Annotated in this window: 23 protein-coding genes; 16 read left to right on the plus strand and 7 right to left on the minus strand. The window is 55.5% G+C overall.

The features are described from left to right. Positions 1-243: 243 nt before the first annotated feature. Positions 244-1,383 carry a tRNA epoxyqueuosine(34) reductase QueG gene (gene queG / locus ACMGGM_RS15325; RefSeq protein ID WP_014882222.1) on the minus strand — a complete coding sequence of 380 codons (1,140 nt, stop codon included), beginning with the start codon at positions 1,381-1,383 and terminating at the stop codon, positions 244-246. Between queG and nnr the strand changes: the two genes are divergently transcribed. From nnr to rlmB, 14 genes are all read left to right on the plus strand, one after another. Continuing rightward, positions 1,382-2,905 carry a bifunctional ADP-dependent NAD(P)H-hydrate dehydratase/NAD(P)H-hydrate epimerase gene (nnr, locus tag ACMGGM_RS15330; protein WP_045268841.1) on the plus strand — a complete coding sequence of 508 codons (1,524 nt, stop codon included), beginning with the start codon at positions 1,382-1,384 and terminating at the stop codon, positions 2,903-2,905. The two genes, queG and nnr, sit on opposite strands and share 2 nt — an antisense overlap. Continuing rightward, entirely contained in the window at positions 2,898-3,359 is a 462-nt protein-coding gene (gene tsaE, locus ACMGGM_RS15335; RefSeq protein WP_014882224.1) for a tRNA (adenosine(37)-N6)-threonylcarbamoyltransferase complex ATPase subunit type 1 TsaE, read from the plus strand. Before nnr ends, tsaE begins: the two co-directional genes overlap by 8 nt. 16 nt (positions 3,360-3,375) lie before the next feature. Then, on the plus strand, positions 3,376-4,713 hold the full coding sequence (gene amiB, locus ACMGGM_RS15340) for an N-acetylmuramoyl-L-alanine amidase AmiB (protein ID WP_045268842.1): 1,338 nt from the start codon (positions 3,376-3,378) through the stop codon (positions 4,711-4,713). Positions 4,714-4,722: 9 nt separating this feature from the next. Then, on the plus strand, positions 4,723-6,567 hold the full coding sequence (gene mutL, locus ACMGGM_RS15345) for a DNA mismatch repair endonuclease MutL (RefSeq protein ID WP_063943833.1): 1,845 nt from the start codon (positions 4,723-4,725) through the stop codon (positions 6,565-6,567). Beyond that, a complete protein-coding gene (gene miaA / locus ACMGGM_RS15350; RefSeq protein WP_032629682.1) occupies positions 6,560-7,510 on the plus strand; it encodes a tRNA (adenosine(37)-N6)-dimethylallyltransferase MiaA in 951 nt (316 codons plus the stop codon). The genes mutL and miaA overlap by 8 nt, the downstream gene beginning before the upstream one ends. Positions 7,511-7,595: 85 nt before the next feature. After that, positions 7,596-7,907 (plus strand): RNA chaperone Hfq, encoded by a 312-nt coding sequence (gene hfq / locus ACMGGM_RS15355; RefSeq protein ID WP_008502919.1) that lies wholly within the window; start codon positions 7,596-7,598, stop codon positions 7,905-7,907. Between the two features lie 73 nt (positions 7,908-7,980). Further along, positions 7,981-9,261: a ribosome rescue GTPase HflX gene (hflX, locus tag ACMGGM_RS15360; RefSeq protein ID WP_014882228.1), complete on the plus strand. Its 1,281-nt coding sequence runs from the start codon at positions 7,981-7,983 to the stop codon at positions 9,259-9,261. A gap of 56 nt (positions 9,262-9,317) precedes the next feature. Further along, positions 9,318-10,577 (plus strand): FtsH protease activity modulator HflK, encoded by a 1,260-nt coding sequence (hflK, locus tag ACMGGM_RS15365; protein WP_014882229.1) that lies wholly within the window; start codon positions 9,318-9,320, stop codon positions 10,575-10,577. Between the two features lie 2 nt (positions 10,578-10,579). After that, a complete protein-coding gene (hflC, locus tag ACMGGM_RS15370) occupies positions 10,580-11,584 on the plus strand; it encodes a protease modulator HflC (protein WP_013095290.1) in 1,005 nt (334 codons plus the stop codon). A gap of 71 nt (positions 11,585-11,655) precedes the next feature. Continuing rightward, positions 11,656-11,853 carry a DUF2065 domain-containing protein gene (locus tag ACMGGM_RS15375; RefSeq protein ID WP_003855996.1) on the plus strand — a complete coding sequence of 66 codons (198 nt, stop codon included), beginning with the start codon at positions 11,656-11,658 and terminating at the stop codon, positions 11,851-11,853. Positions 11,854-11,957: 104 nt separating this feature from the next. Beyond that, positions 11,958-13,256 carry an adenylosuccinate synthase gene (locus ACMGGM_RS15380; RefSeq protein WP_023619490.1) on the plus strand — a complete coding sequence of 433 codons (1,299 nt, stop codon included), beginning with the start codon at positions 11,958-11,960 and terminating at the stop codon, positions 13,254-13,256. A gap of 192 nt (positions 13,257-13,448) precedes the next feature. After that, positions 13,449-13,874, plus strand: coding sequence for a nitric oxide-sensing transcriptional repressor NsrR (gene nsrR / locus ACMGGM_RS15385; RefSeq protein WP_014882230.1), 426 nt, complete (start codon positions 13,449-13,451; stop codon positions 13,872-13,874). 38 nt (positions 13,875-13,912) lie between these two features. Next, positions 13,913-16,357, plus strand: coding sequence for a ribonuclease R (gene rnr, locus ACMGGM_RS15390; RefSeq protein ID WP_014882231.1), 2,445 nt, complete (start codon positions 13,913-13,915; stop codon positions 16,355-16,357). A gap of 70 nt (positions 16,358-16,427) precedes the next feature. Beyond that, positions 16,428-17,159 (plus strand): 23S rRNA (guanosine(2251)-2'-O)-methyltransferase RlmB, encoded by a 732-nt coding sequence (rlmB, locus tag ACMGGM_RS15395; RefSeq protein ID WP_023331853.1) that lies wholly within the window; start codon positions 16,428-16,430, stop codon positions 17,157-17,159. Between the two features lie 82 nt (positions 17,160-17,241). Here rlmB and ACMGGM_RS15400 read toward each other — a convergent pair whose 3' ends face one another. Next, positions 17,242-18,516: an MFS transporter gene (locus tag ACMGGM_RS15400; protein WP_045134423.1), complete on the minus strand. Its 1,275-nt coding sequence runs from the start codon at positions 18,514-18,516 to the stop codon at positions 17,242-17,244. Between the two features lie 193 nt (positions 18,517-18,709). Here ACMGGM_RS15400 and ACMGGM_RS15405 point away from each other — a divergent pair, with 193 nt between their 5' ends. After that, positions 18,710-20,332, plus strand: coding sequence for an isovaleryl-CoA dehydrogenase (locus ACMGGM_RS15405; protein WP_045134422.1), 1,623 nt, complete (start codon positions 18,710-18,712; stop codon positions 20,330-20,332). On the opposite strand, the gene ACMGGM_RS15410 is transcribed toward ACMGGM_RS15405, so the two are convergent. The 3 genes from ACMGGM_RS15410 to bsmA form a co-directional block, all read right to left on the minus strand. Next, the gene (locus ACMGGM_RS15410; protein WP_063614397.1) at positions 20,329-22,260 is read right to left on the minus strand and encodes a methyl-accepting chemotaxis protein; all 1,932 of its coding nucleotides are present in this window, start codon (positions 22,258-22,260) and stop codon (positions 20,329-20,331) included. The genes ACMGGM_RS15405 and ACMGGM_RS15410 overlap by 4 nt on opposite strands. 172 nt (positions 22,261-22,432) lie before the next feature. Further along, on the minus strand, positions 22,433-22,720 hold the full coding sequence (yjfN, locus tag ACMGGM_RS15415; RefSeq protein ID WP_023331857.1) for a DUF1471 family protease activator YjfN: 288 nt from the start codon (positions 22,718-22,720) through the stop codon (positions 22,433-22,435). 136 nt (positions 22,721-22,856) lie between these two features. Continuing rightward, on the minus strand, positions 22,857-23,186 hold the full coding sequence (bsmA, locus tag ACMGGM_RS15420) for a biofilm peroxide resistance protein BsmA (protein ID WP_014882237.1): 330 nt from the start codon (positions 23,184-23,186) through the stop codon (positions 22,857-22,859). Positions 23,187-23,323: 137 nt separating this feature from the next. Here bsmA and yjfP point away from each other — a divergent pair, with 137 nt between their 5' ends. After that, positions 23,324-24,046 (plus strand): esterase, encoded by a 723-nt coding sequence (yjfP, locus tag ACMGGM_RS15425; RefSeq protein WP_014882238.1) that lies wholly within the window; start codon positions 23,324-23,326, stop codon positions 24,044-24,046. On the opposite strand, the gene ulaR is transcribed toward yjfP, so the two are convergent. Together ulaR and ulaG are read right to left on the minus strand one after the other, a co-directional pair. Next, positions 24,043-24,798, minus strand: a complete 756-nt coding sequence (gene ulaR / locus ACMGGM_RS15430) for an HTH-type transcriptional regulator UlaR (RefSeq protein ID WP_014882239.1) — start codon at positions 24,796-24,798, stop codon at positions 24,043-24,045. The two genes, yjfP and ulaR, sit on opposite strands and share 4 nt — an antisense overlap. A gap of 110 nt (positions 24,799-24,908) precedes the next feature. Then, positions 24,909-25,973 (minus strand): L-ascorbate 6-phosphate lactonase, encoded by a 1,065-nt coding sequence (gene ulaG, locus ACMGGM_RS15435; RefSeq protein ID WP_045134418.1) that lies wholly within the window; start codon positions 25,971-25,973, stop codon positions 24,909-24,911. Between the last annotated feature and the right edge of the window lie 356 nt (positions 25,974-26,329).

Here is a 26,329-nt window from a genome sequence, read left to right on the forward strand (position 1 = left end):
CAGCGAAAAGAGTCGTTGGGGACGTTTTCTATTTCTTCTGAAATACTCTTGTGAACAGAGTTATCCACAGATTCCGTCTTTAATCCTGACTGTGCAGAAAGTTAGCAGGGTGAATAATATCCTTCCAAGTGATTGTATAAATTGAAGAAAATTTGATTTCAAAATGTTATTGAGATCACTTGACCTCTTCTCAAGCCCAGATGGCGCTTGAGTTTTTATTTTTATACACAGGCTGTGAATAGTTCACGCATCCCGCGTAAGTCCTTTTTCGATGACCCTGACCAGCCGCTGTTTTTTCGGAAGCTGCACCTCAACCACACAGGCATTACGCTTCTCAATCTGCTGCGCAATCGCCCATTCTATGTGTTCATCAAGAAGTGGGTGCTCACCTCTACGGCTTTCAAGAGCCTGAATGTTCGCTTCATCCCACGGGGCATTACCCAGCGCGACGGCGACATTACGCAGCCAGCGCAGATGACCGATACGACGAATGGCCGAGCCTTCCGTCACTTTCAGGAACCAGGCTTCGCTCCAGGCGAACAGTTCGATGAGTTGTGGCGCATGCAGCGCCTTACGCGGGCTGAAATCCTCTTCATCCGTAAGCTGCGAATAACGGTTCCACGGGCAGATCAGCTGGCAGTCATCGCAGCCGTATATGCGGTTGCCGATAAGTGGTCGAAACTCCTCCGGAATGGCCCCTTCCAGTTCGATAGTGAGATAGGAGATGCAGCGACGGGCATCAACGGTATAAGGCTCAACGATAGCCCCCGTCGGGCAGATGGTCATGCAGGCCACGCACCGGCCACAGCCTTCCTCCACCGGGCCGTCTATCGGTAACGGTAAATCAATCAGCAATTCGCCAAGGAAGAAGAACGATCCGGCGTCACGGCTAAGGATAAGTGAGTGCTTACCTGTCCAGCCAAGCCCGGCTTTTTCAGCGATCGGGCGCTCAAGAATAGGCGCGGAATCAACAAAGGGTCTAAAATTCAGCGAAACACAGTGCTGCTGAATAGTTTCCCCGAGTTTTTTTAAACGGTTACGCAGAAGCTTATGGTAATCACGCCCCAGGGCGTACCGGCTAACGTAACCCAGAGAGGGATTTTTTAGCGTGCGCGCAAAAGCTGCGTTGGCAGGCAGATAGTTCATGCGTACGCTGATGACGCGCAAGGTACCCGGTAAAAGCTCGTGTGGGCGGGCACGCATCATGCCGTGACGCGCCATCCACTCCATTTCGCCGTGGTATTGTTTGTCCAGCCAGGCCTGCAGTTTTGGCTCGCTGGCGGAGAGGTCGGTGTCGGTAATACCCACCTTCTGGAAGCCAAGCTCAGCACCCCACTGTTTTATTTTTTGCGCTAACTCATTGAGATCTAGGGGCTGTGACATGACGGACCATACAGTGAAGAAAAACCCCGCAAGTATACCACATTCCATCTGGCATGCGGATGACCTCCGGTGCGCCGAAAAAGAGGCTGCAGACAGCCTCGGGATCACCCTTTATGAACTGATGCAGCGTGCGGGAGAAGCAGCATTTACCGTTGCCCGCAGCGCCTGGCCGCAATCCACCCACTGGCTGATTTTGTGCGGACACGGCAATAACGGCGGGGACGGCTACGTCATTGCCCGTCTTGCGGTAGCTGCCGGTATTCGCGTTACGCTGCTGGCGCTGGAAAGTGATAAGCCCCTGCCGGAAGAGGCCAGTGCAGCACGGGAGGCATGGCTGAATGCCGGTGGTGTGATTCATGCGCCTGATATCGTCTGGCCGGAGGATGTCGATCTGATTATTGATGGTCTGCTGGGTACCGGGCTGCGCAGTGCTCCCCGCGAGAATATTGCCGCGCTGATTGAACACGCCAACAGACATTGCGCCCCGGTAGTGGCGCTGGATATCCCTTCAGGCCTGAACGCGCAAACCGGCGCGACGCCTGGCGCCGTCATCCAGGCTGCGCACACCGTGACCTTCATTGCTTTGAAGCCGGGTCTGTTAACCGGTAAAGCACGGGATGTGGTCGGCGTATTACACCATAACGCGCTCGGGCTGGAGGGCTGGCTAGCCGGGCAGGAAATGCGCATCGCCCGTTTTGATGCATCGCAGCTGACTGAGTGGTTTCCGCCGCGCCGTCCGACATCCCATAAGGGCGACCACGGCAGGCTGGTGATTATTGGTGGCGATCGCGGTACGGCAGGGGCGATTCGCATGACCGGCGAGGCAGCATTACGCAGCGGTGCTGGTTTAGTGCGAATTCTCACTCGTATTGAGAACATTGCACCGATAATCACAGCCCGACCGGAGCTGATGGTGCATGAGCTTACGCCCCAGACGCTTGAGGAAAGCCTCGAATGGGCGGATGTCGTGGTCATTGGCCCAGGGCTTGGGCAACAGGGATGGGGTAAACAGGCCCTGCAAAAAGTCGAGAATTTTCGTAAACCGATGCTGTGGGATGCCGACGCGCTTAACCTTCTGGCAATAAACCCGGATAAGCGTCACAATCGCATCCTGACGCCACACCCCGGCGAAGCCGCGCGCCTGCTTAACTGCAGCGTCGCAGAAATTGAAAGCGATCGCTTACTTTCTGCTCAGCGTCTGGTAAAACGTTACGGAGGTGTTGCCGTTTTGAAAGGGGCAGGAACCGTCGTTGCCAGTGACGAGGCGCTGGGCATTATTGATGCCGGAAATGCGGGCATGGCGAGCGGCGGTATGGGCGACGTGCTTTCCGGTATCATCGGCGCATTGCTTGGACAGAAACTTCCCCTTTATGATGCAGCCTGTGCGGGCTGCGTGGCCCACGGTGTCGCGGCAGATAAACTGGCGGCGCGATATGGGACACGCGGTATGCTGGCCACCGATCTTTTTTGCACGCTACGGCGTGTTGTTAACCCGGATGTGATTGACGTAGAAAATGACTAATCGAGCGATTCCTTTACCTGATGAACAAGCCACTTTAGATCTCGGCAAGCGCGTGGCGCAGGCCTGTCAGGGGGCAACCGTCATTTATCTGTATGGTGATTTGGGGGCGGGTAAAACCACTTTCAGCCGGGGTTTTTTGCAGGCGTTAGGGCATAACGGGAATGTGAAAAGCCCAACCTACACGCTCGTCGAGCCGTACACCCTCGACAATCTCATGGTGTACCACTTTGATTTATATCGCCTTGCGGATCCTGAGGAGCTGGAATTTATGGGGATCCGTGATTATTTTGCCAATGATGCCATCTGCCTGGTGGAGTGGCCGCAACAAGGTGCGGGTGTGTTACCTGACCCGGATGTCGAAATTCACATAGATTACCAGGCACAAGGGCGTGAGGCTCGCATCAGTGCGGTTTCCTCATCAGGGTGTTCCTTACTGGCGCGTCTCGCCGGTTAAGCGTAGGGATGACGGGATGAAAAATCGCGTTAAAAGTTGGCTGTTGGCTGCTTCGGTGCTGCTGTGCGCGCAGGCCGGGGCGGCAAGCCTTTCGGATATTCAGGTGTCGAACGGCGAAAGCCAGGCCCGGATCACGTTTAGCTTTATGGGTGACCCTGAATACGCTTTTTCACAGCCAGACAGCCACAGCGTGGCGCTGGATATCAAACAGACCGGGGTGATTCAGGGGCTCCCGCTTCGGTTCAGCGGTAACAACCTGGTGAAAAGTATCCGCTCGGGTAACCCGCAGGACAGCCAGTCATTGCGCCTGGTGGTGGATCTCACCGAAAAGGGCAAAACGAAAGCGGTTAAGCAGCAAAACGGCGCGAACTATACGGTCGTTTTTACCATCAATGCCGACGTTCCGCCGCCGCCTCCGCCGCCACCGGTTGTCGCGAAACGCGTGGAGGAGCCTGTGTATACTCCGCGTCCATCGGAACCCGCGCGTAATCCGTTTAAATCGCAGAACGATCGCATTACCGCAGCAACCAGCAGCAATACGGTAACGCGTCCGGCGGCCAGTGCGCGCCGCGCGGTCAGCGGTGATAAAGTGATTATCGCCATTGATGCCGGACACGGTGGTCAGGATCCTGGTGCGATCGGCCCGGGCGGCACGCGGGAGAAAAACGTCACCATTGCCATTGCCCGCAAGCTGCGCGCGCTGCTGAATGACGATCCTATGTTTAAAGGCGTGTTGACCCGCGACGGCGACTATTTTATTTCCGTTATGGGGCGCTCGGACGTGGCGCGTAAGCAAAATGCCAATTTCCTGGTCTCTATTCATGCGGATGCTGCGCCAAACCGCAGTGCCACGGGCGCGTCTGTGTGGGTGCTGTCAAACCGCCGGGCAAACAGCGAGATGGCAAACTGGCTGGAAGAGCATGAGAAACAGTCAGAACTGCTGGGCGGTGCGGGTGATGTGCTGGCAAACAGTCAGTCAGACCCGTACCTCAGCCAGGCGGTACTGGATTTACAGTTCGGTCATTCCCAGCGCGTCGGGTATGATGTCGCCACTAACGTGTTGAATCAGCTGCAGGGCATCGGGGCATTGCACAAGCGTCGCCCGGAACATGCGAGCCTGGGCGTGCTGCGTTCGCCGGATATTCCGTCAATTCTGGTGGAGACCGGCTTTATCAGCAACAACGCCGAAGAGCGCCTGCTGGGAAGCGACAGCTATCAGCAGCAAATTGCCGAAGCGATTTATAACGGTCTGCGTAAATACTTTGACGCGCACCCGCTGCAGTCCGCGCCGTCGGGCGGAGCAGGCCAGGTGGCCAACGCTTCACTGCCGGGTGGGATGACCGCGACCAACTAAGGAGACATCATGCCGATTCAGGTTCTACCGCCGCAGCTTGCGAACCAAATCGCCGCCGGTGAGGTGGTGGAACGTCCTGCATCGGTGGTGAAGGAACTGGTGGAAAACAGCCTCGATGCGGGAGCTACCCGCATTGATATTGATATCGAACGCGGCGGGGCGAAACTTATCCGCATTCGCGATAACGGCTGTGGGATAAAAAAAGACGAGCTGGCGCTGGCGCTGGCGCGTCATGCCACCAGTAAAATTGCCTCTCTGGACGATCTTGAAGCGATAATCAGCCTCGGCTTTCGCGGCGAGGCGCTCGCCAGTATTAGCTCGGTTTCCCGCCTGACGTTGACCTCTCGTACCGCTGAACAGCAGGAAGCCTGGCAGGCATACGCCGAAGGACGCGACATGGATGTGACGGTTAAACCCGCGGCGCATCCTGTCGGTACCACGCTGGAAGTGCTGGATCTGTTCTACAACACCCCCGCCCGACGCAAGTTTATGCGTACCGAAAAAACCGAATTCGGCCATATCGACGAGATCATTCGTCGTATCGCGCTGGCGCGTTTTGACGTCACCATTAATCTCAGCCATAACGGCAAGGTGATGCGCCAGTATCGCGCGGTGGCGGAAGGCGGGCAGAAAGAGCGCCGTTTAGGGGCTATCTGCGGAACGCCATTTCTGGAACAGGCGCTGGCGATAGAGTGGCAGCATGGCGATCTCGCTTTACGTGGCTGGGTGGCCGACCCGAACGCCAGCAGTGCGGCTTTCTCTGAAATTCAGTATTGCTACGTGAATGGCCGCATGATGCGCGACCGCCTCATTAACCACGCCATTCGTCAGGCCTGTGAAGACAAGCTTGGGGCCGATCAGCAACCGGCTTTTGTGCTTTATCTGGAGATCGATCCGCATCAGGTCGATGTTAACGTTCACCCCGCCAAGCATGAGGTGCGCTTCCATCAGTCGCGTCTGGTGCATGATTTTATCTATCAGGGCGTACTGAGCGTATTGCAACAGCAGGTTGAGCCTGCATTGCCGCTGGAAAAAGACGATTCCTCACCGCGTCCCATCCCGGAAAACCGTGTCGCTGCGGGCCGCAACCATTTTGCGCAGCCCGCTGTCGCGCGAGAGCTGGAAACGCCTCGATTCTCAACCGGTGCGAGCACGACGCGTCCGACGGGAGCAAACTATCCGAACGCTCAACCCGGCTATCAAAAGCAGCAGGGGGCGTTGTACCGTAAGTTGCTGGAAACGCCTGCTGTTGAGCGCAAAGATCACGTTGCAGTGGCGACACCGTCCCTTGAAGGGCACAGCCAGAGTTTCGGGCGAGTGCTGACGATTATCGCACCGGATATGGCATTGCTAGAACGCGACGGCAAATTGCAGCTTCTGGCGTTACCGGTTGCCGAACGCTGGCTCAAACAGGCGCAACTGACGCCAGGGGAAAATGCGGCCTGTGCGCAGCCGTTATTGATCCCGGTTCGTCTGAAAATATCCGCTGAAGAAACGCGGGTATTGCAGCGTACAGAGGCCCTACTGGCGCAAATGGGCATTGAAATGGTGCTCGAACCACAACATGTGACAATTCGCGCAGTGCCTTTACCCTTACGCCAACAAAATTTACAAAACTTGATTCCTGAACTGATAGGCTACCTGGCGCAGCAAACATCGTTTGAGGCCGCCAACACCGCGCAGTGGATCGCTCGCCATCTGGCCAGCGAACATACACCGTGGAGTATGGCGCAGGCGATTACCGTGCTGGCGGAGGTCGAACGCCTCTGCCCACAGCTGGTGAAAGCGCCGCCGGGTGGGTTATTACAACCTGTTGATTTGAAAACGGCGATGACCGCCCTGAAACATGACTGACGTAAGTAAGGCGAGCCTGCCAAAGGCAATTTTTTTAATGGGCCCAACGGCCTCCGGCAAAACGGCGTTAGCCATTGAGTTACGCAAAGTTTTGCCTGTAGAGTTGATTAGCGTTGATTCCGCCCTCATCTATCGGGGGATGGACATTGGTACGGCGAAGCCTGGCGCAGAAGAACTGCGTGCGGCACCGCACCGTTTGCTGGATATTCTCGACCCGGCAGAGGCTTACTCCGCAGCGGATTTCCGCCGGGATGCCTTAGCCGAGATGGCCGAGATTACGGCGGCGGGACGTATACCGCTGTTGGTTGGCGGCACCATGCTCTACTTTAAGGCGCTGCTGGAAGGATTATCACCTTTACCTTCCGCAGATCCTGACGTGAGAGCAAAGATTGAGCAACAGGCGGCAGAGCAGGGATGGGACGTGTTGCATAAGCAACTGGCAGAGATTGACCCGGTTGCGGCAGCGCGAATCCATCCAAATGATCCGCAAAGGCTTTCCCGGGCACTGGAAGTTTTTTTCATTTCGGGTAAAACTTTAACGGAACTGACGCAAACGTCAGGAGACGCTCTGCCGTATCAGGTGCATCAGTTCGCCATCGCCCCGGCGAGCCGTGAACTGCTCCATCAACGAATTGAGCAGCGTTTTCATCAGATGTTAGCTTCAGATTTTGAAGCAGAAGTGCGGGCGCTATTTGCCCGTGGAGATTTGCATACGGATATGCCTTCCGTTCGTTGTGTGGGATACCGCCAGATGTGGTCGTATCTTGAAGGTGAGATTTCATACGATGAAATGGTTTATCGAGGTGTTTGCGCCACGAGACAGTTAGCGAAGCGCCAGATCACCTGGTTGCGCGGTTGGGAGGGAGTTCACTGGTTAGACAGTGAAAAACCGCAACAGGCGTTAAACGAGGTGATTGAGGTTGTTGGTGATATCGCCCACTGAATGTGTACAATTGAGACGTATCGTGCGCAATTTTTCAGAATCGCAAGGTTCTAAGTACAAAACAAGCATATAAGGAAAAGATAGAATGGCTAAGGGGCAATCTTTACAAGATCCGTTCCTGAACGCATTGCGTCGGGAACGTGTTCCAGTTTCTATTTATTTGGTGAATGGTATTAAGCTGCAAGGTCAGATTGAGTCTTTCGATCAGTTTGTGATCCTGTTGAAAAACACGGTCAGTCAGATGGTCTACAAGCACGCTATCTCTACTGTTGTTCCGTCCCGTCCAGTCTCTCATCACAGCAATAACGCTGGCGGCGGCACTGGCAGTAACTACCATCATGGCAGCAACGCGCAGGGTTCTTCAACGCCAGCGCAGGACAGCGACGAAACCGAATAAGGTTTCAGCTGTTATCCACACGGGGAGCCAGGGATCCTGCGTTCCCCGCTGATCTTTTTAGAGAGGTTTACGCTTGTTTGACCGTTATGATGCCGGTGAGCAGGCGGTGCTGGTACACATCTATTTTTCGCAAGACAAAGATATGGAAGATCTCCAGGAGTTTGAATCTCTGGTCTCTTCCGCCGGTGTCGAAGCAATGCAGGTGATTACCGGTAGCCGTAAAGCGCCGCACCCAAAGTATTTTGTTGGTGAAGGTAAAGCAGTAGAAATTGCGGATGCCGTAAAAGCAACCGGCGCGTCAGTCGTGTTGTTTGATCATGCGCTGTCTCCAGCCCAGGAGCGCAACCTGGAAGCTCTCTGCGAATGCCGTGTGATCGACCGCACGGGATTGATTTTAGACATTTTTGCTCAGCGTGCACGTACCCATGAAGGGAAATTGCAGGTTGAGCTTGCACAGCTGCGCCATCTGGCGACGCGTCTGGTGCGTGGCTGGACCCACCTTGAAAGACAAAAAGGCGGGATCGGTTTGCGCGGTCCGGGTGAAACCCAGCTCGAAACCGACCGTCGTTTACTGCGTGGCCGTATTACCCAGATCCTCTCGCGTCTGGAACGTGTAGAGAAACAGCGTGAACAGGGGCGTCGGGCGCGAACCAAAGCTGACATCCCGACCGTGTCGCTGGTGGGTTATACCAACGCCGGTAAATCTACCCTGTTTAACCAGATAACCGAGGCCCAGGTTTATGCCGCAGACCAGCTGTTTGCGACCCTGGACCCTACGCTGCGTCGTATTGACGTAGCAGACGTGGGTGAAACGGTGCTGGCGGATACCGTAGGGTTTATCCGCCATTTGCCACACGATCTGGTGGCGGCGTTTAAAGCGACGTTGCAGGAGACGCGACAGGCGACCCTGCTGCTGCACGTGATTGATGCGGCTGACGTACGCGTGCAGGAGAACATCGACGCGGTGAACGTGGTGCTGGAAGAGATTGATGCCCACGAAATTCCCACGCTGTTGGTGATGAACAAGATCGATATGCTGGAGGATTTCGAACCGCGTATCGACCGAGATGAAGAGAACAAACCGATTCGGGTCTGGCTTTCTGCTCAGACCGGTATTGGTGTGCCACTGCTTTTCCAGGCTTTGACAGAACGTCTTTCCGGTGAGGTAGCGCAGCACACGCTGCGCCTGCCGCCACAGGAAGGCAGGCTGCGCAGCCGGTTTTATCAGCTTCAGGCGATAGAAAAAGAGTGGATGGAGGATGACGGCAGCGTGGGGATGCAGGTGCGTATGCCGATCGTTGACTGGCGTCGCCTCTGTAAACAAGAACCTGCGCTGGCGGACTATATCGTCTGATCAGAAAGGGGAAGCCTGAAAAATTCGCCCTTGCATAACAAATATGGAGCATATACATGGCGTGGAATCAGCCCGGTAATAACGGACAAGACCGCGACCCGTGGGGAAGCAGCAATAATCAAGGCGGCAACTCTGGGGGAAATGGCAACAAAGGTGGTCGCGAGCAGGGGCCGCCGGATCTGGATGATATCTTCCGCAAGCTGAGCAAAAAGCTTGGTGGCCTGGGCGGAGGAAAAGGTTCTGGCTCAGGGGGGAATTCCACTCAGAGTCCGCGCCCGCCAATGGGTGGCCGCGTAGTGGGCATTGTGGCCGCTGCGGTGGTAATCATCTGGGCAGCCAGCGGGTTCTACACCATTAAAGAAGCAGAACGCGGCGTGGTCACCCGTTTCGGTAAGTTCAGCCATCTGGTTGAGCCGGGCCTGAACTGGAAGCCGACCTTCATTGACGACGTGACAGCGGTAAACGTGGAGTCCGTCCGTGAACTGGCCGCCTCTGGCGTGATGCTGACGTCTGATGAGAACGTGGTACGCGTTGAGATGAACGTCCAGTACCGCGTGACCGATCCTGAACGTTATCTGTTTAGCGTAACCAGCGCCGATGACAGCCTGCGTCAGGCGACTGACAGCGCCCTGCGTGGTGTGATTGGTAAATACACCATGGACCGCATTCTGACCGAAGGTCGTACCGTTATTCGTAGCGATACCCAGCGCGAGCTGGAGGAGACCATTCGTCCGTACAACATGGGTATCACCCTGCTGGACGTTAACTTCCAGGCTGCTCGTCCGCCGGAAGAGGTGAAGGCCGCATTTGATGATGCAATTGCTGCCCGTGAAAACGAACAGCAGTACATCCGTGAAGCGGAAGCGTACACCAACGAAGTTCAGCCACGTGCTAACGGTCAGGCGCAGCGTATTCTGGAAGAAGCACGCGCGTATAAGACGCAGACCATCCTGGAAGCACAGGGTGAAGTGGCTCGCTTCGCGAAGATTCTGCCGGAATATAAAGCAGCGCCAGAAATTACCCGTGAGCGTCTCTATATCGAGACCATGGAAAAAGTGCTGAGCCATACCCGCAAAGTGTTGGTTAACGACAGCAAAGGTGGAAACCTGATGGTGCTGCCGCTGGATCAGATGCTGAAGGGCGGTTCTGCACCGGCCGCGAAAGACACCAGCGGAGCGAACAACCTGCTGCGTCTGCCGCCAGCGTCATCGGGCAGCGCCAGCGCGAACACAACGCCTTCTTCGAACGATGGTGACATTATGGACCAACGCCGTGCTAACGCGCAGCGTAACGACTACCAGCGTCAGGGGGAATAAGGATGCGTAAGTCAGTTATTGCGATCATCGTCATCGTACTGGTCGTGCTGTATACCTCGATCTTTGTGGTGAAAGAGGGCGAGCGTGGGATCAAGTTCCAGTTCAGCAGCGTCGTGCGTGACAGTGACAAACGTCCGGTGATTTACGAACCGGGTCTGCACTTCAAGGTGCCGTTCATTCAGTCAGTGAAAACGCTGGATGCGCGTATCCAGACTATGGATAACCAGGCTGACCGTTTCGTGACCAAAGAGAAGAAAGACCTGATCGTTGATTCCTACATCAAATGGCGCATCAGCGATTTCAGCCGTTACTTCCTGGCCACCGGCGGTGGCGACGTTTCTCAGGCGGAAGTGCTGCTGAAACGTAAGTTCTCTGACCGTCTGCGTTCTGAAATTGGTCGTCTGGATGTGAAAGACATCGTGACCGACTCCCGCGGTCGTCTGACCCTGGAAGTGCGCGATGCGCTGAATTCCGGTACAGCGGGCACGGAAGACGAAGTGGAAACGCCAGCAGCGGATGACGCGATTGCGAAAGCAGCTGAACGCGTTCAGGCTGAAACCAACGGTAAAGTGCCGGTGATCAACCCGAACAGTATGGCTGCGCTGGGTATCGAAGTGGTTGACGTGCGTATCAAGCAGATCAACCTGCCAGCTGAAGTGTCCGAAGCGATCTACAACCGTATGCGCGCCGAGCGTGAAGCGGTAGCCCGTCGCCACCGTTCACAAGGCCAGGAAGAGGCTGAGAAGCTGCGTGCGGCAGCGGACTACGAAGTTACCAAGACGCTGGCGGAATCTGAGCGTCAGGGCCGTATTCTGCGCGGTGAAGGTGATGCGGAAGCGGCGAAGCTGTTCGCTGATGCCTTCAGCCAGGATCCCGACTTCTACGCCTTTATCCGTAGCCTGCGTGCTTACGAGAATAGCTTCCAGAGCAACCAGGATGTGATGGTGCTCAGCCCGGACAGCGATTTCTTCCGTTATATGAAGACGCCGACTAACGCAACACGATAAACTCTGGCACGTTTGAGTATTCAAACCACCGCTCCTTCCGGAGCGGTGGTTTTCTTTTATAAGGAATAAAAATGAATTCAACCATTTGGCTGGCGCTGGCCCTGGTGTTAGTGCTGGAAGGCCTGGGACCGATGCTTTATCCGCGTGCCTGGCGCCGCATGATCGCGACCATGAGCCAACTTCCGGATAATATTTTGCGCCGTTTCGGCGGTGGACTTGTGGTTGCTGGCATCGTGATCTACTACATGTTGAGGAAAACGATTGGCTGATCAAAAAGTGGTCGGATTTGGCGTATTTTGAGGTCAAAAAGTGCTGTATATCTGAAAAAGCGATGGTAGAATCCATTTTTAAGCAAACGGTGATTTTGAAAAAAATGGGTAACAACGTCGTCGTACTGGGCACCCAATGGGGTGACGAAGGTAAAGGGAAGATTGTTGATCTTCTGACTGAACGGGCTAAATATGTTGTACGCTACCAGGGCGGTCACAACGCAGGCCATACTCTCGTAATCAACGGTGAAAAAACCGTCCTCCATCTTATTCCATCAGGCATTCTTCGCGAAAACGTCACCAGCATCATCGGTAACGGCGTTGTGCTGTCTCCCGCTGCGCTGATGAAAGAGATGAAAGGTCTGGAAGACCGTGGTATCCCTGTTCGTGAGCGTCTGCTGCTCTCCGAAGCCTGCCCGCTGATCCTGGATTATCACGTGGCACTGGACGTCGCGCGTGAGAAAGCACGTGGTGCGAAAGCGATCGGTACGACCGGTCGTGGTATCGGCCCGGCTTATGAAGATAAAGTGGCACGTCGCGGTCTGCGCGTGGGCGATCTCTTCGACAAAGCCACCTTCGCTGAAAAACTGAAAGAAGTGATGGAATATCACAACTTCCAGCTGGTGAACTTCTACAAAGTTGACGCTGTTGACTACCAGAAAGTGCTGGATGACGTCATGGCGATTGCAGACATTCTGACCGGTATGGTTGTTGATGTGTCCGATCTGCTGGACCAGGCGCGCAAGCGTGGCGATTTCGTCATGTTCGAAGGTGCGCAGGGTACGCTGCTGGACATCGACCACGGTACCTATCCGTACGTAACCTCTTCTAACACCACCGCAGGTGGCGTGGCGACCGGCTCTGGCCTGGGTCCACGTTATGTGGATTACGTTCTGGGCATCATTAAAGCTTACTCCACGCGTGTGGGGGCAGGTCCATTCCCGACCGAGCTGTTCGATGAAACCGGCGAGTTCCTCTGCAAGCAGGGTAACGAGTTTGGCGCGACCACCGGTCGTCGTCGTCGTACCGGCTGGCTGGACGCGGTTGCTGTGCGTCGTGCCGTGCAGATCAACTCCCTGTCTGGCTTCTGCCTGACCAAGCTGGACGTGCTGGACGGCCTGAAAGAAGTGAAAATCTGCGTCGGCTACCGTATGCCAGACGGCCGTGAAGTGACCACGACTCCGCTGGCCGCTGATGACTGGGAAGGCATTGAGCCAATTTACGAAACCATGCCGGGCTGGTCTGAGACCACTTTCGGTGTGAAAGAGCGTAGTGGCCTGCCACAGGCGGCGCTGGATTACATCAAGCGTATTGAAGAACTGACCGAAGTGCCGATCGATATTATTTCTACCGGCCCGGATCGTACTGAAACGATGATCCTGCGCGACCCGTTCGACGCATAATCTTCGTGAATGCTGGCCTGCGGGGAAACTCGTAGGCCGGATAAGCGTAGCGCCATCCGGCGACCGCTCCTGGATCTCCGCTTTTTCGCCCCGTCTGTCAAATAAATTAGCCGCTATCTATCTGGCTGGTTTATCATCATTAATGAATATCTCTGCGGTTTGACCGCGTTTTCCCTTTTTCCTGAGGTTGATGTGCAGTTAACAAGTTTCACCGATTACGGCTTACGTGCGCTGATTTACATGGCGTCGTTACCCGATGGGAAGATGACCAGTATCTCTGAAGTGACGGAGGTATACGGCGTATCTCGTAATCATATGGTCAAAATAATCAATCAACTTAGTCGTGCCGGATACGTTGCTGCCGTCCGCGGGAAGAATGGGGGGATCCGTCTCGGTAAACCGGCGCAGAGTATTCGCATCGGGGATGTGGTACGCGAACTGGAGCCCTTGTCTCTGGTGAACTGCAGCAGTGAGTTTTGCCACATTACACCCGCTTGCCGCCTGAAACAGGCGCTTTCTAAGGCTGTGCAAAGTTTTCTCAAGGAACTGGATAACTACACGCTGGCCGATTTGGTTGAAGAGAATCAACCGCTTTATAAATTATTGCTGGTGGAATGAAGAAAATTTCCACCGGAGCTGACAACGGAGGAACCGACATGTCACAAGATCCTTTCCAGGAACGCGAAGCCGAAAAATACGCGAATCCTATCCCCAGCCGCGAGTTCATCATTGAACACTTAACAAAACGCGAAAAACCCGCCAATCGTGAAGAACTTGCCGTTGAATTAAATATTGAAGGTGAAGAGCAAATTGAAGCCCTTCGCCGTCGCCTGCGTGCCATGGAGCGCGACGGGCAACTGGTCTTTACCCGCCGCCAGTGCTACGCGCTGCCTGAACGCCTCGACTTGCTGAAAGGCACCGTGATTGGGCACCGTGATGGCTTTGGCTTCCTGCGCGTGGAAGGCCGCAAAGATGACCTGTATCTGTCATCTGAACAGATGAAAATGTGTATCCACGGCGACCAGATCCTGGCGCAGCCGCTGGGTGCTGACCGTAAAGGTCGCCGGGAAGCGCGCGTGGTGCGCGTACTGGTGCCAAAAACCAGCCAGATTGTTGGCCGTTACTTCACTGATGCGGGTGTGGGCTTTGTGGTGCCGGACGACAGCCGTCTGAGCTTTGACATCCTGATCCCGCCTGAAGAGGTGATGGGCGCACGCATGGGCTTTGTGGTTGTGGTAGAACTCACTCAGCGCCCAACGCGTCGCACCAAAGCGGTTGGTAAAATCGTGGAAGTCCTGGGCGATAACATGGGCACTGGCATGGCCGTTGATATGGCATTGCGCACCCATGAGATCCCCTACATCTGGCCGAAAGCGGTTGAAGATCAGATCGAAAGTCTGCGTGAAGAAGTGCCGGAAGAGTCCAAAGTGGGCCGCGTGGATCTGCGCTCCCTGCCGCTGGTCACCATTGATGGCGAAGATGCCCGCGACTTCGATGATGCCGTTTACTGTGAGAAAAAACGCGGTGGCGGATGGCGTCTGTGGGTGGCGATTGCGGACGTGAGCTACTATGTTCGCCCGCACACCCCGCTGGATAACGAAGCGCGCAGCCGTGGTACCTCGGTGTATTTCCCCTCTCAGGTAATACCAATGCTGCCGGAAGTGCTCTCTAACGGCCTGTGCTCCCTGAACCCGCAGGTTGATCGCCTCTGTATGGTGTGTGAGATGACCATCTCCACCAAAGGGCGCTTAACCGGCTACAAGTTCTATGAAGCGGTCATGAGTTCCCATGCGCGTCTGACCTATACCAAGGTCTGGCATATGCTGCAGGGCGACCAGGATCTGCGCGAACAATACGCGCCGCTGGTCAAGCATATTGAAGAACTGCATAACCTCTACAAAACGCTGGATCAGGCACGCGAAGAGCGCGGCGGGATCTCGTTCGAGAGCGAAGAAGCGAAGTTTATCTTCAACGCAGAGCGTCGCATTGAGCGTATCGAGCAGACCCAGCGTAATGATGCGCACAAGCTGATCGAAGAGTGTATGATCCTGGCGAACATCTCGGCAGCGCGTTTCGTTGAGAAAGCCAAAGAGCCGGCGCTGTTCCGTATTCACGATAAGCCGTCAACGGAAGCCATCACCGCGTTCCGTTCAGTACTGGCGGAACTGGGTCTGGAGCTGCCTGGCGGCAACAAGCCTGAACCGCGCGATTACGCCGAGCTGCTGGAGTCCATTGGCGACCGTCCTGACGCAGAAATGCTGCAGACGATGCTGTTGCGTTCGATGAAGCAGGCGATTTACGATCCGGAAAACCGGGGACACTTCGGCCTGGCGCTGCAGTCTTACGCGCATTTCACCTCGCCGATCCGTCGCTATCCTGACCTCTCTCTGCACCGCGCGATCAAGTATCTGCTGGCGCAGGAGCAGGGCCATAAAGGGAACACTACCGAAACCGGCGGTTACCACTATTCGATGGAAGAGATGCTGCAGCTCGGTCAGCACTGTTCCATGACCGAGCGTCGTGCTGATGAAGCCACGCGCGACGTAGCGGACTGGCTGAAGTGTGACTTTATGCTGGACCAGGTGGGCAACGTCTTTAAAGGCGTGATTGCCAGCGTGACCGGCTTTGGTTTCTTCGTGCGTCTGGACGAGCTATTTATCGACGGTCTGGTGCACGTCTCCAGCCTGGATAACGACTACTACCGCTTCGACCAGGTTGGTCAACGCCTGATTGGCGAATCGGGCGGCCAGACCTACCGTCTGGGCGACCGTGTGGAAGTGAAAGTTGAAGCCGTGAATATGGACGACCGTAAAATCGACTTCAGCCTCATCTCCAGCGAGCGTGCGCCGCGTAACGTCGGTAAAACCGAGCGTGAACGGGCGAAAAAAGGCGGAAACGGTAAACCGGGCGGCGGTAAACGTCGTCAGGCGGGTAAGAAGGTAAACTTCGAGCCAGACAGCGCGTTCCGCGGCGAGAAGAAGCAAAAGCCGAAGGCGGCGAAGAAAGACGCTCGCTCAGCGAAAAAACCTTCTGCGAAGACGCAGAAAATCGCTGCTGCCACCAAAGCAAAACGTGCAGCGAAGAAAAAACAGGCGGAGTAAGTTCCGCCCTTCACCCTGACCCTCTCCCCAGGGGGGAGAGGGGAAAGAACAGTCATAATGAGAACCATCAATGAGTGAAATGATTTACGGCATCCACGCGGTGCAGGCCCTTCTCGAGCGCGCACCGGAGCGTTTTCAGGAAGTGTTTATTCTGAAAGGGCGTGAAGACAAACGTCTGATGCCGCTGATCCACGCGCTGGAAGCGCAGGGCGTGGTGATCCAGCTGGCGAACCGTCAGTACCTGGATGAGAAAAGTGAAGGCGCGGTTCACCAGGGCATTATTGCCCGCGTGAAGCCGGGCCGTCAGTATCAGGAAAACGATCTGCCGGATCTTATTGCCGCACTGGATAACCCGTTCTTCCTGATCCTTGATGGCGTAACCGATCCGCACAATCTCGGCGCATGCCTGCGTAGCGCGGATGCGGCAGGTGTGCATGCTGTGATTGTACCGAAAGATCGCTCCGCGCAGTTGAACGCGACGGCGAAGAAAGTGGCCTGCGGCGCAGCGGAAAACGTTCCGCTGATCCGCGTAACCAACCTGGCGCGTACCATGCGTCTGCTGCAGGAAGAGAATATCTGGATCGTCGGTACCGCGGGTGAGGCAGATCATACTCTGTACCAGAGCAAAATGACCGGACGTCTGGCGCTGGTGATGGGGGCGGAAGGTGAAGGTATGCGCCGTCTGACGCGCGAGCACTGCGACGAGCTGATCAGCATCCCGATGGCGGGCAGCGTGTCGTCCCTGAACGTGTCTGTGGCGACGGGCATCTGCCTGTTTGAAGCGGTGCGTCAGCGTAGCTGATTTTCGCCCGATGGCGCTTCGCTTACCGGGCCTGCGTTTTTGTAGGCCGGGTAAGGTGAAGCCGCCACCCGGCAAAACAACCTCACTCCTCTAACGACCGCAAATGGTCATCCTTTCGCAGCGTCATCAGCGCGAAAATACTCACCACCGCCGTTGCCATCACGTAATATGCCGGAATATCCAGGTTGCCCGTCTCTTTAATTAATCCGGTAATAATCAGTCCCGCACAGCCCGAGAAGATCGCGTTTGACAGGGAATACGCCAGCCCCAGACCGGTATAACGCACGCGCGTCGGGAACATTTCAGACAGCATCGCCGGCCCCGGTCCTGCCAGCATCCCCACCAGTCCGCCCGCAATTAGCACCACCATCGCTTTAACGGCCAGCGTGGCGGACTCAGCCTGCAACATTTTCAGCAGCGGCAGGGCGAGGATCAGCAGCAGGGCGGTGGCAATCATCATCACCGTGCGGCGGCCAATCTTGTCGCTCAGGATACCCGAGGGAATGATGGTCAGCGCAAAGCCGATATTCGAAATCACCGCTATCAGCAGTGCCTGATTAAACCCGGTGTGTAGCGCCGACTGGAGATAGGTTGGCATAATCACCAGGTAGGTATACCCTGCCGCCGACCAGACCATGACCCGGCAAATGCCCATCAGAATCGTTTTGAGCGTGGCGGAGGTGCTGGCCTGAGCCACAACCGGTTTTTCCTTCTGCTGCACAAAGCTCGGCGTCTCTTCCATACTCACACGCAGCCATAGCGCGACAGCCCCCATCGGCAGCGCAAGGAAGAATGGAATACGCCAGCCCCAGTCATGTAATGCCTCAGGCGTGAGAAGGGCGGAGAGCAGTGCCACAATCCCCGCGCCCGCTAGCAGCCCGAGCGCCACGGTAAAGGACTGCCACGCGCCATACAGACCGCGCTTGCCGCGTGGAGCGAACTCTGTCATCAACGAAACTGCACCACCGTACTCTCCGCCTGCGAACAATCCCTGCAAAATGCGCAGCAGCGTAACGATCAGCGGTGCGGCAATGCCTATGCTGGCGTAGACGGGCACAAGACCAATGGCTGTGGTGGCGAGCGTCATCAGTACCAGCACAATGATCAGCGTCGGTTTCCGGCCAATCCTGTCGCCGATGCGGCCAAATACCACCGCACCCAGGGGACGGAAGAAGAACGCGATAGCAAACGAGGCCCAGGTGAGGATCAGGCTGGTCAGTCCCGCTTCTCCCTCGAGCTGGAAGAAGTTTCTGGCAATCACGGTCGCCATAAAACCGTAGACCGCAAACTCATACCACTCGATGAAGTTACCAATGGAGCCTGCAATTAATGCTCGCTTGTGCGCATCCGGTTGCATAACGATCCTCACTGAAAGGGGTAAGAATAAATTATTCAACAAAAGCGGAGTGATGAAATAGTTTATTCTTATGTTCTGTGAGCTATTTCACGAATGATATCAGCGGGATCGCCAGCTTGTGACCCCCCTCCCATGCAGCGTGCACGCGGCCTGTCCATACTTATCCTCATTGCCACTGAAGGAGGGAGACAGCATGCACTGGCAGACCCATACCGTTTTCAATCAACCGGCACCGCTTTCAAACAGCAACCTTTTCCTCTCCGACTGCGCCCTGCGTGACGCGGTTTCCCGCGAGGGGGCCGAGTGGGATAGCGAGCTGCTCGCCAGTATCGGGCAGCAGTTAGGGACCGCAGAGTCGCTGGAGCTGGGCAGGCTGGCCAACGTCAACCCACCGGAGCTGTTACGCTACGACGCCACCGGAGAGCGGCTGGACGATATTCGCTTTCACCCCGCCTGGCACCTCCTGATGCAGGGGCTCTGTGCCAACCGGGTACATAACCTGGCGTGGGAAGAGGAGGCGCGAAGAGGTTCCTTTGTGGCCAGAGCGGCCCGGTTTGTTTTGCATGCGCAGGTTGAAGCCGGCACGCTTTGCCCCGTCACCATGACCTTCGCCGCCACGCCGCTGTTGCAACAGTCGCTACCTAAACCGTTTCATGCATGGTTAACGCCGCTGATGAGCGATCGCTACGATCCCCATCTCGTGCCGGGTGGGCAAAAACGCGGGCTGCTGATCGGCATGGGGATGACGGAAAAGCAGGGGGGATCCGATGTCCTGAGCAACACCACCAAAGCGGAAAAATGCAGCGACGGTAGCTACCGTCTGGTAGGCCATAAATGGTTTTTCTCCGTCCCGCAGAGTGATGCGCATCTGGTGCTGGCTCAGGCAAAAGGTGGCTTATCCTGCTTTTTTGTCCCGCGCTTTTTACCTGACGGACAACGTAACGCCGTACGGCTGGAGCGCCTGAAGGACAAGCTCGGGAACCGCTCCAACGCGAGCAGCGAGGCGGAGTTTCTTGATGCCTCCGGCTGGCTGCTGGGGGAAGAAGGGGAAGGGGTACGGCAGATCCTCAAAATGGGCGGTCTGACGCGCTTCGACTGCGCGCTGGGCAGCCATGGTTTAATGCGCCGGGCGCTGTCTGTGGCGTTGTACCACGCTCATCAGCGGCAAACCTTCGGTAAAAATCTCATCGATCAGCCGTTAATGCGTGAGGTCTTAAGCCGCATGGCGCTGATGCTGGAGGGGCAAACGGCACTGCTGTTCCGTCTCGCCCGCGCGTGGGATAAACGCGTGGATCCGCAAGAGGCGGCCTGGGCACGGCTGTTTACGCCGGCCGCGAAATTTAGCGTCTGCAAAGCGGGTATCCCGTTTGTGGCAGAGGCGATGGAGGTGCTGGGCGGCGTAGGGTACTGCGAGGAGAGTGAGCTTCCCCGCCTGTATCGCGAAATGCCGGTGAACAGTATCTGGGAAGGCTCAGGCAATATCATGTGCCTGGACGTGCTGCGCGTGCTGACGAAGCAGCCCGGGATCCACGACCTGCTGGCCGATGAGTTTGCGCAGGTCAAAGGGCAGGACAGACACTTTGACCGTAGCTGGCGCCAGCTTCAGCAAAAGCTGCGTAAACCACAGGAGGCGCAGGGGCGGGAGATCGCGCAGCAGCTTTTCTTGCTGGGAGCCGGGAGCCAGATGCTGCGGCACGCATCGCCGCCCGTGGCGCAGGCGTGGTGCCGCATGATGCTGGATACCCGTGGCGGTACGCTGATGAGCGAGCAGGTGCAAAGCGATTTGCTGCTGCGCGCCACGGGCAGGGTTGGCTAGCGTTTAAGCTGGAACAGACTGACCAGTTGGGTAAGGTGTAAACCTTTCTCGCGCAGCGTGTGTGCGGTTTGTTCGCTGCGCGAGACGCGATCGGCGTTGATGTGTGACGCTTCACCAATGTGGGTCATGGCGAGATTCACCTGGCCAATCCCCGCGGATTGCTCGCGCGATGCATGGTTAATTTCGGTGACCAGCTGGCTGATGTTATCGATATGAACGATGATGGAATCCATAGCCAGACGCGTCTGTTCAGACAGCGCGTGACCTTCGCTCACTTTTCTCAGCGTATCGCCAATCAGCTGTTCTATCTCTTTCACCGCGTTGGCGCTCCGGCCCGCCAGCGCGCGAACTTCCTGGGCAACCACCGCAAAACCTTTTCCGTGCTCGCCTGCACGTGCCGCTTCTACCGCCGCATTCAGCGCCAGAATATTGGTCTGAAACGCGATGGACTCAATCACGCGGGTAATATCTTCGATACGTTTTGACGCTTCGCGAATGTCATCCATCGTGGCAACCGCATGGGTTACCGTTTCACCCCCCTCGTGAACCGCGCGTGAGGTTTCACCCACCAGTTGCTGCGTTTGCTCCATGTTGGCGGCATTTTGCTGTACGGTCGCGGCCAGTTGCTCCATGCTGGCTGAGGTCTCCTCCACGCTGCTGGCCTGCTTGTTGATCTGCTCTGAGATCTCGCCGGTATCGGAGGCCAGCGCGTTAGTCCCCGTCTGGATCTCACCTGCAGCCTCGCGAACCTGCAGAACAATTTTTTGCAGCCCGCCGCCAATGCCGTTAATGGCGTCAATCAGCTGTCCGACCTCGTCCCGGCGCGTCACGGGCAGGCTGGAGCGAAGATCGCCGTCGGCATACTGCCGTGCAAGCTGGATCACGTTGCGCAGCGGTTGCGTCAGCATACGGCGAATAAGGATCACGAACAGGCCTGCAAAGAGGACTGACAAGACCACACCGGCCAGCAGGAAGCGATCGCGCATGGCGGTGACGCTTGAAAGCAGCACTGACTTATCCACTTCGCCCACGATAGTCCAGTTCCAGCCGGGTAGCGGGGTATAGGCCATTTTCAGCGTCCGTCCGTCGTCACTTACGCGCTCCAGGGTGCCGGGTTTATCACCCAGAAGCTGCTGTTGTGTCGCGCTGTCCCACTTCGGCAGTTGTCCCTCTTCCGTGGTGTGGAACAGGTATTGCCCGCGTGTTTTGCCGTTGCTGCGATCCAGCACGAAGAAGTGACCGCTCTCGCCCAGGCGGCGGTTGAGGATTTTCTCGCGCATGACGTTCCAGGAGTGGCTAATGTCCACCCCGACAAAGACGATCGCAATGACATGACCTTCGGCGTTTTTCACCGGCTGGTACTGGGTGATATAGCGTTTGCCAAACAGCAGCGCCAGGCCACGGTAGACATCACCTTTATTGGCGGCGGCAAAGGCCGGGCTGGAGGTATCCAGAACGGTCCCCATTGCGCGCTCGCCATTCTCTTTACGCAGGGAGGTGGCGACGCGAATAAAGTCGTTACCGCTGCGAACAAATAGCGTGGAGATGGCCCCCGTTCGGTTCAGGAAGTCGTCAGAAAAAGTGGTATTTTCATGGAGTTCCGTGTCCCCGCCTTTCAGCAGAGGAACATTGAGCCCGTTAATTGTCCGGGTCTGAAGCGTATCGACGCTAAATGGCTGGGGCAAAAAAGTCGTAAACAGTCTGGTATAGCTTTCGACTTCTTCACTCAGGCTGGTGTTGAACATTTGCACCATATCGACCATACCGGTGGACTGGTTATGCAGGTCTTCTACCGCGAGGGCTTCAAGCTGCTGGCTGGCTTTTTGGCTGAGCAGGAAAGTGAAAAGCAGAAACAGCACGGCAACACTGACGCCCGTCAGCAGCGATAGCTTTGTCCCGAGGCCCGCACGGCGGAAAAGATTGATCATAAATTGCTCATCATTGAAAAGGTATGGTTCTTCAACGGCAGAGCGGGGATTACGTTTACTGAATTAGTGTAACAAAATGTTATTGAGTTGTTTTTATATGGTTTTGTAAAAGATAAAAAACTTGCAAAAACGAAAAGCCACTAAAAATAAGTGGCTTTTATCAGGAAGGTTCTTAGACGTAGAGAATGGCCTGTACCCGCCAGTGGTCGACATGGTTATCTTCCTGCATCTGGATGATGCGATACCATGACGCACCCTGTTCATCGGCTTTTAATGCCACGATACGTTCAACATCTTGCGGGCTCCCCGAAATGTTATTGACGGAGATATGGCCTATTTCATTCAGACCTGTTACGCAATCCGCGCTGGCAAATTCTGCTGACTGCGCGGTGGTGCTCACCAGGCCTGCTGAGAGCAACAGAGAGGTCAAAGCAAGAGTTCGTTTCATCGTCAGCTCCATTTCACATATCTCCGGTATCCGCCGGGCAATCCTTCGCGAATAAACTCCTTTCCATTGACGCGGGCATGGAGTTTATTGTGGACAGGAAAATGTCTATGGACGCAAAGCAGTGTAAATGTCGTTCAAAGGAAAACCATTACTGACGGTATAAAATGGCCTGTGAATACCACTGCCCCGTAATGATGGTTTCATCGACCATGATAATGACGTAATAATCTGCTTTGGCGGCGACGGCTTGTGCCTTTATTGCCTCTTCTGCGTCATCCGGAGAACCGCGAACCAGCGCGGAGACGGTGCCCATTCGTTGTAATCCTTCTGTCTGATTACGACGAATCTCCTGCGGGTGATCGGCAACCGGGGGAGCGGGTTGCGGCGTTCCCTGCAGTGCGCTACAGCCACTGAGAAGAAGCACCAGCAATAAAGCTGCAAACCTGTGCATAACCATATCTCTTTTCCTGATAGCCATAGTGTAGTTGTCTGCGAATTTCGTTTTGGGGGAATGTTCCCGAAGTGTTATCTGGGGCGTAATTTTCGAATGAAAATAGCCTGAAACCGTAACCCAGTTCTCAACATTATGAATCATTCATTCGTACAGGGTCGACAATGATTGAAATTGAAATACGCCGTCTCGGCGACCATGAAATTTTACACGCCATGCCGACGGGGAAACGTGATAAACCGCTGCCAGTTGTGGTTTTTTATCATGGATTTACCTCGTCAAAGCTGGTTTACAGTTATTTTGCGGTGGCGCTGGCGCAGGCCGGTTTTCGTGTCGTCATGCCGGATGCCCCCGATCACGGTGCGCGCTTTACGGGGGATGAACAGGCGCGGCTTGGTCAGTTCTGGCCCATTCTGCACGGCAGTCTGACCGAGTTTTCCGGGATGCGCGATGCGCTTTATGACGCAGGGCTGGTGGCCGATAACCGGCTGGCGGTTGCCGGGGCCTCGATGGGCGGCATGACGGCGCTGGGGATTATGACGCATCATCCTGAAGTGAGATCCGTCGCCTGTCTGATGGGCTCCGGCTACTTTACGTCACTGGCGAAGACGCTTTTTCCCCCGCAAGATTTGACGGAAATGACGGCGAGGCTGGCTGACTGGGAAGTGACTCGCGCACTGCCGCGCGTGGCCGATCGTCCGCTTCTGCTGTGGCACGGTGACGCAGATGACGTGGTACCGCCTGACGGCACCTTTCGCCTGCAGCAGGCGCTAAAGCGTGAAGGACTGGACGGCAATCTGACCTGTTTGTGGGAATCGGGCGTCCGCCACCGCATTACGCCAGCGGCGCTGGAGGCCACGGTGGCGTTTTTCCGCCAGCACCTTTAAACCCGCAGGATTTTAACGCCCTGATCTTCCAGTTTCTGGAGGATCTCGGGGTTAGCCCCTTTGCCGGTGATCACCATGTCGATCTGCTCTGCGCGGCTAAATAGCATGCCTGCGCGTTCACCGACTTTACTGCTGTCGACCAGCACGACGAGTTTGCCCACAACGTTCAGCATGTTTTGTTCGGCCATCGCAGTCAGCATATCGGTTTTATATAAACCGTCTGCAGTCAGGCCTTTGCCGCTGGTAAACATCCAGTGCCCGGCGTAAAGACTGTTTTCACTGTCCTGGGGGCTAAGGGTGATGGACTGGCTCTTATTGTACTGGCCGCCCATGATCACCACGCTGTCATGCTCCTGGTCGATAAGATAGTTGGCGAGCGGTAGGTAGTTGGTGATGATCTGCACCGGCTTGCCGCACATCTCGCGGCCCAGCAAAAATGCCGTAGACCCGCAGTTGATGACGACGCTCTCACCCGGGTTCACCAGCTGTGAGGCGGCTCTGGCGATCCGCACCTTTTCATCGTGATTCTGCGCCTGATGGATATTCATTGGCGACCAGCGTGGACGCTGCTGGCTGATGGCTTCTGCACCGTTGCGGACTTTTTTCAGTTTGCCGCTCTCATCCAGCTTGTTAATGTCCCGCCGCGCGGTAGCGGGGGAGATGCCTAAACGTTCGATCACTTTCTCGACGGTGATAAACCCTGTTTGCGCCAGGAGTTCCAGTAAAATTTGATGCCGTTGCGCTTCCGTCATGAGCTATTCCGATAAGAATTGATTTGAAAAGATGATATTTGAAATAGCGTGAAATTACTAAAATAAATATGAAATCGCCAGACTCAGGGTCTGGCGATGTGGCCGGATAATCAGAGGAAGGACTTAAACGGCAGGTCAGGCTCAATAGTAAAGCAATCATCGAAACCGCGTGGGTAGTGGTACTCAAGATTGTCTTTATCCAGCGGCCAGGTGAACTTGCCGCCTACCTGCCAGATAAATGGCTTGAAGCCGTACTTCAGGCGGTCTTTTTTCATCTCCCACAGCACGCGAATTTCCTGCGGATCGGCCTGGAAGTTTGACCAGATGTCGTGGTGGAACGGAATCACGACCTTGGTGTTCAGCGCTTCCGCCATACGCAGCATATCGGCGCTGGTCATCTTGTCGGTAATTCCACGTGGATTCTCGCCGTAGGAGCCCAGCGCCACGTCAATCTGATGGTCATTACCGTGCTTCGCGTAGTAGTTGGAGTAGTGTGAGTCGCCGCTGTGGTACAGGGAACCGCCAGGGGTTTTGAACAGGTAGTTGACGGCGCGCTCGTCCATGCCGTCCGGCAGAACGCCTGCGGCTTTCTGGTCAGCCGGCAGCGTAATCAGTGCGGTACGGTCAAAGGCATCCAGGGCGTGAATTTCAATGTCTTTGATTTTCACCACGTCGCCTGGCTTCATCACGATGCAGCGCTCTTTTGGCACGCCCCAGCCAATCCAGAGATCCACGCAGGTCTGCGGCCCGATAAACGGCACGTCGTCCGCGCAGTTTTGCATTACTGCCGCCGCCACGTTCACGTCAATATGATCGTTGTGATCGTGGGTGGAGAGCACGGCATCGATTTGGCGAATGGCAAAAGGGTCGAGCACAAACGGCGTGGTACGCAGGTTCGGTTGCAGTTTTTCCACGCCGGCCATGCGCTGCATCTGGTGGCCTTTTTTCATCAACGGATTGCCGTGGCTCTGTTTGCCTGTGCCGCACCAGAAATCGACGCAAATATTGGCGCCACCCTCGGATTTCAGCCAGATACCGGTGCAGCCCAGCCACCACATGGCAAAAGTACCAGGAGCAACCTGTTCCTGTTCGATCTCTTCGTTCAGCCAGCTACCCCACTCCGGGAAGGTGCTCAGAATCCATGATTCACGGGTGATGGTGTTCACTTTACTCATCGTTTTGACTCCTGGTTTTAATCAAAAGTAATCATATGGCGATTTGTTGTGATTAACTCTGGCACCATTTGACGTGCTTTGCAATGACAAAAGTGCGTAATTTTAACTGTGCGATATCACAGATACTTCGCTTTATCCTTGTTAGACTATCCGCTGTTAATGATTAATTACATGAATTATAAAGAATAATTCATTTTGTTTGTGCGGTAGTGAAAACCATTACTAACACCATGGAAATAATTTGCGTGATACGTCACAAATAATCAAATTCAATCTTGTGATGATTATTTGTGATTACTAGAGTGATGACACCAACCACACAGGGATTGCCCCTCGTGTTCTCATTTCTGGAGAGA

This window comes from Enterobacter sp. BNK-14, assembly GCF_047456095.1.
Taxonomy (GTDB): domain Bacteria; phylum Pseudomonadota; class Gammaproteobacteria; order Enterobacterales; family Enterobacteriaceae; genus Enterobacter; species Enterobacter kobei.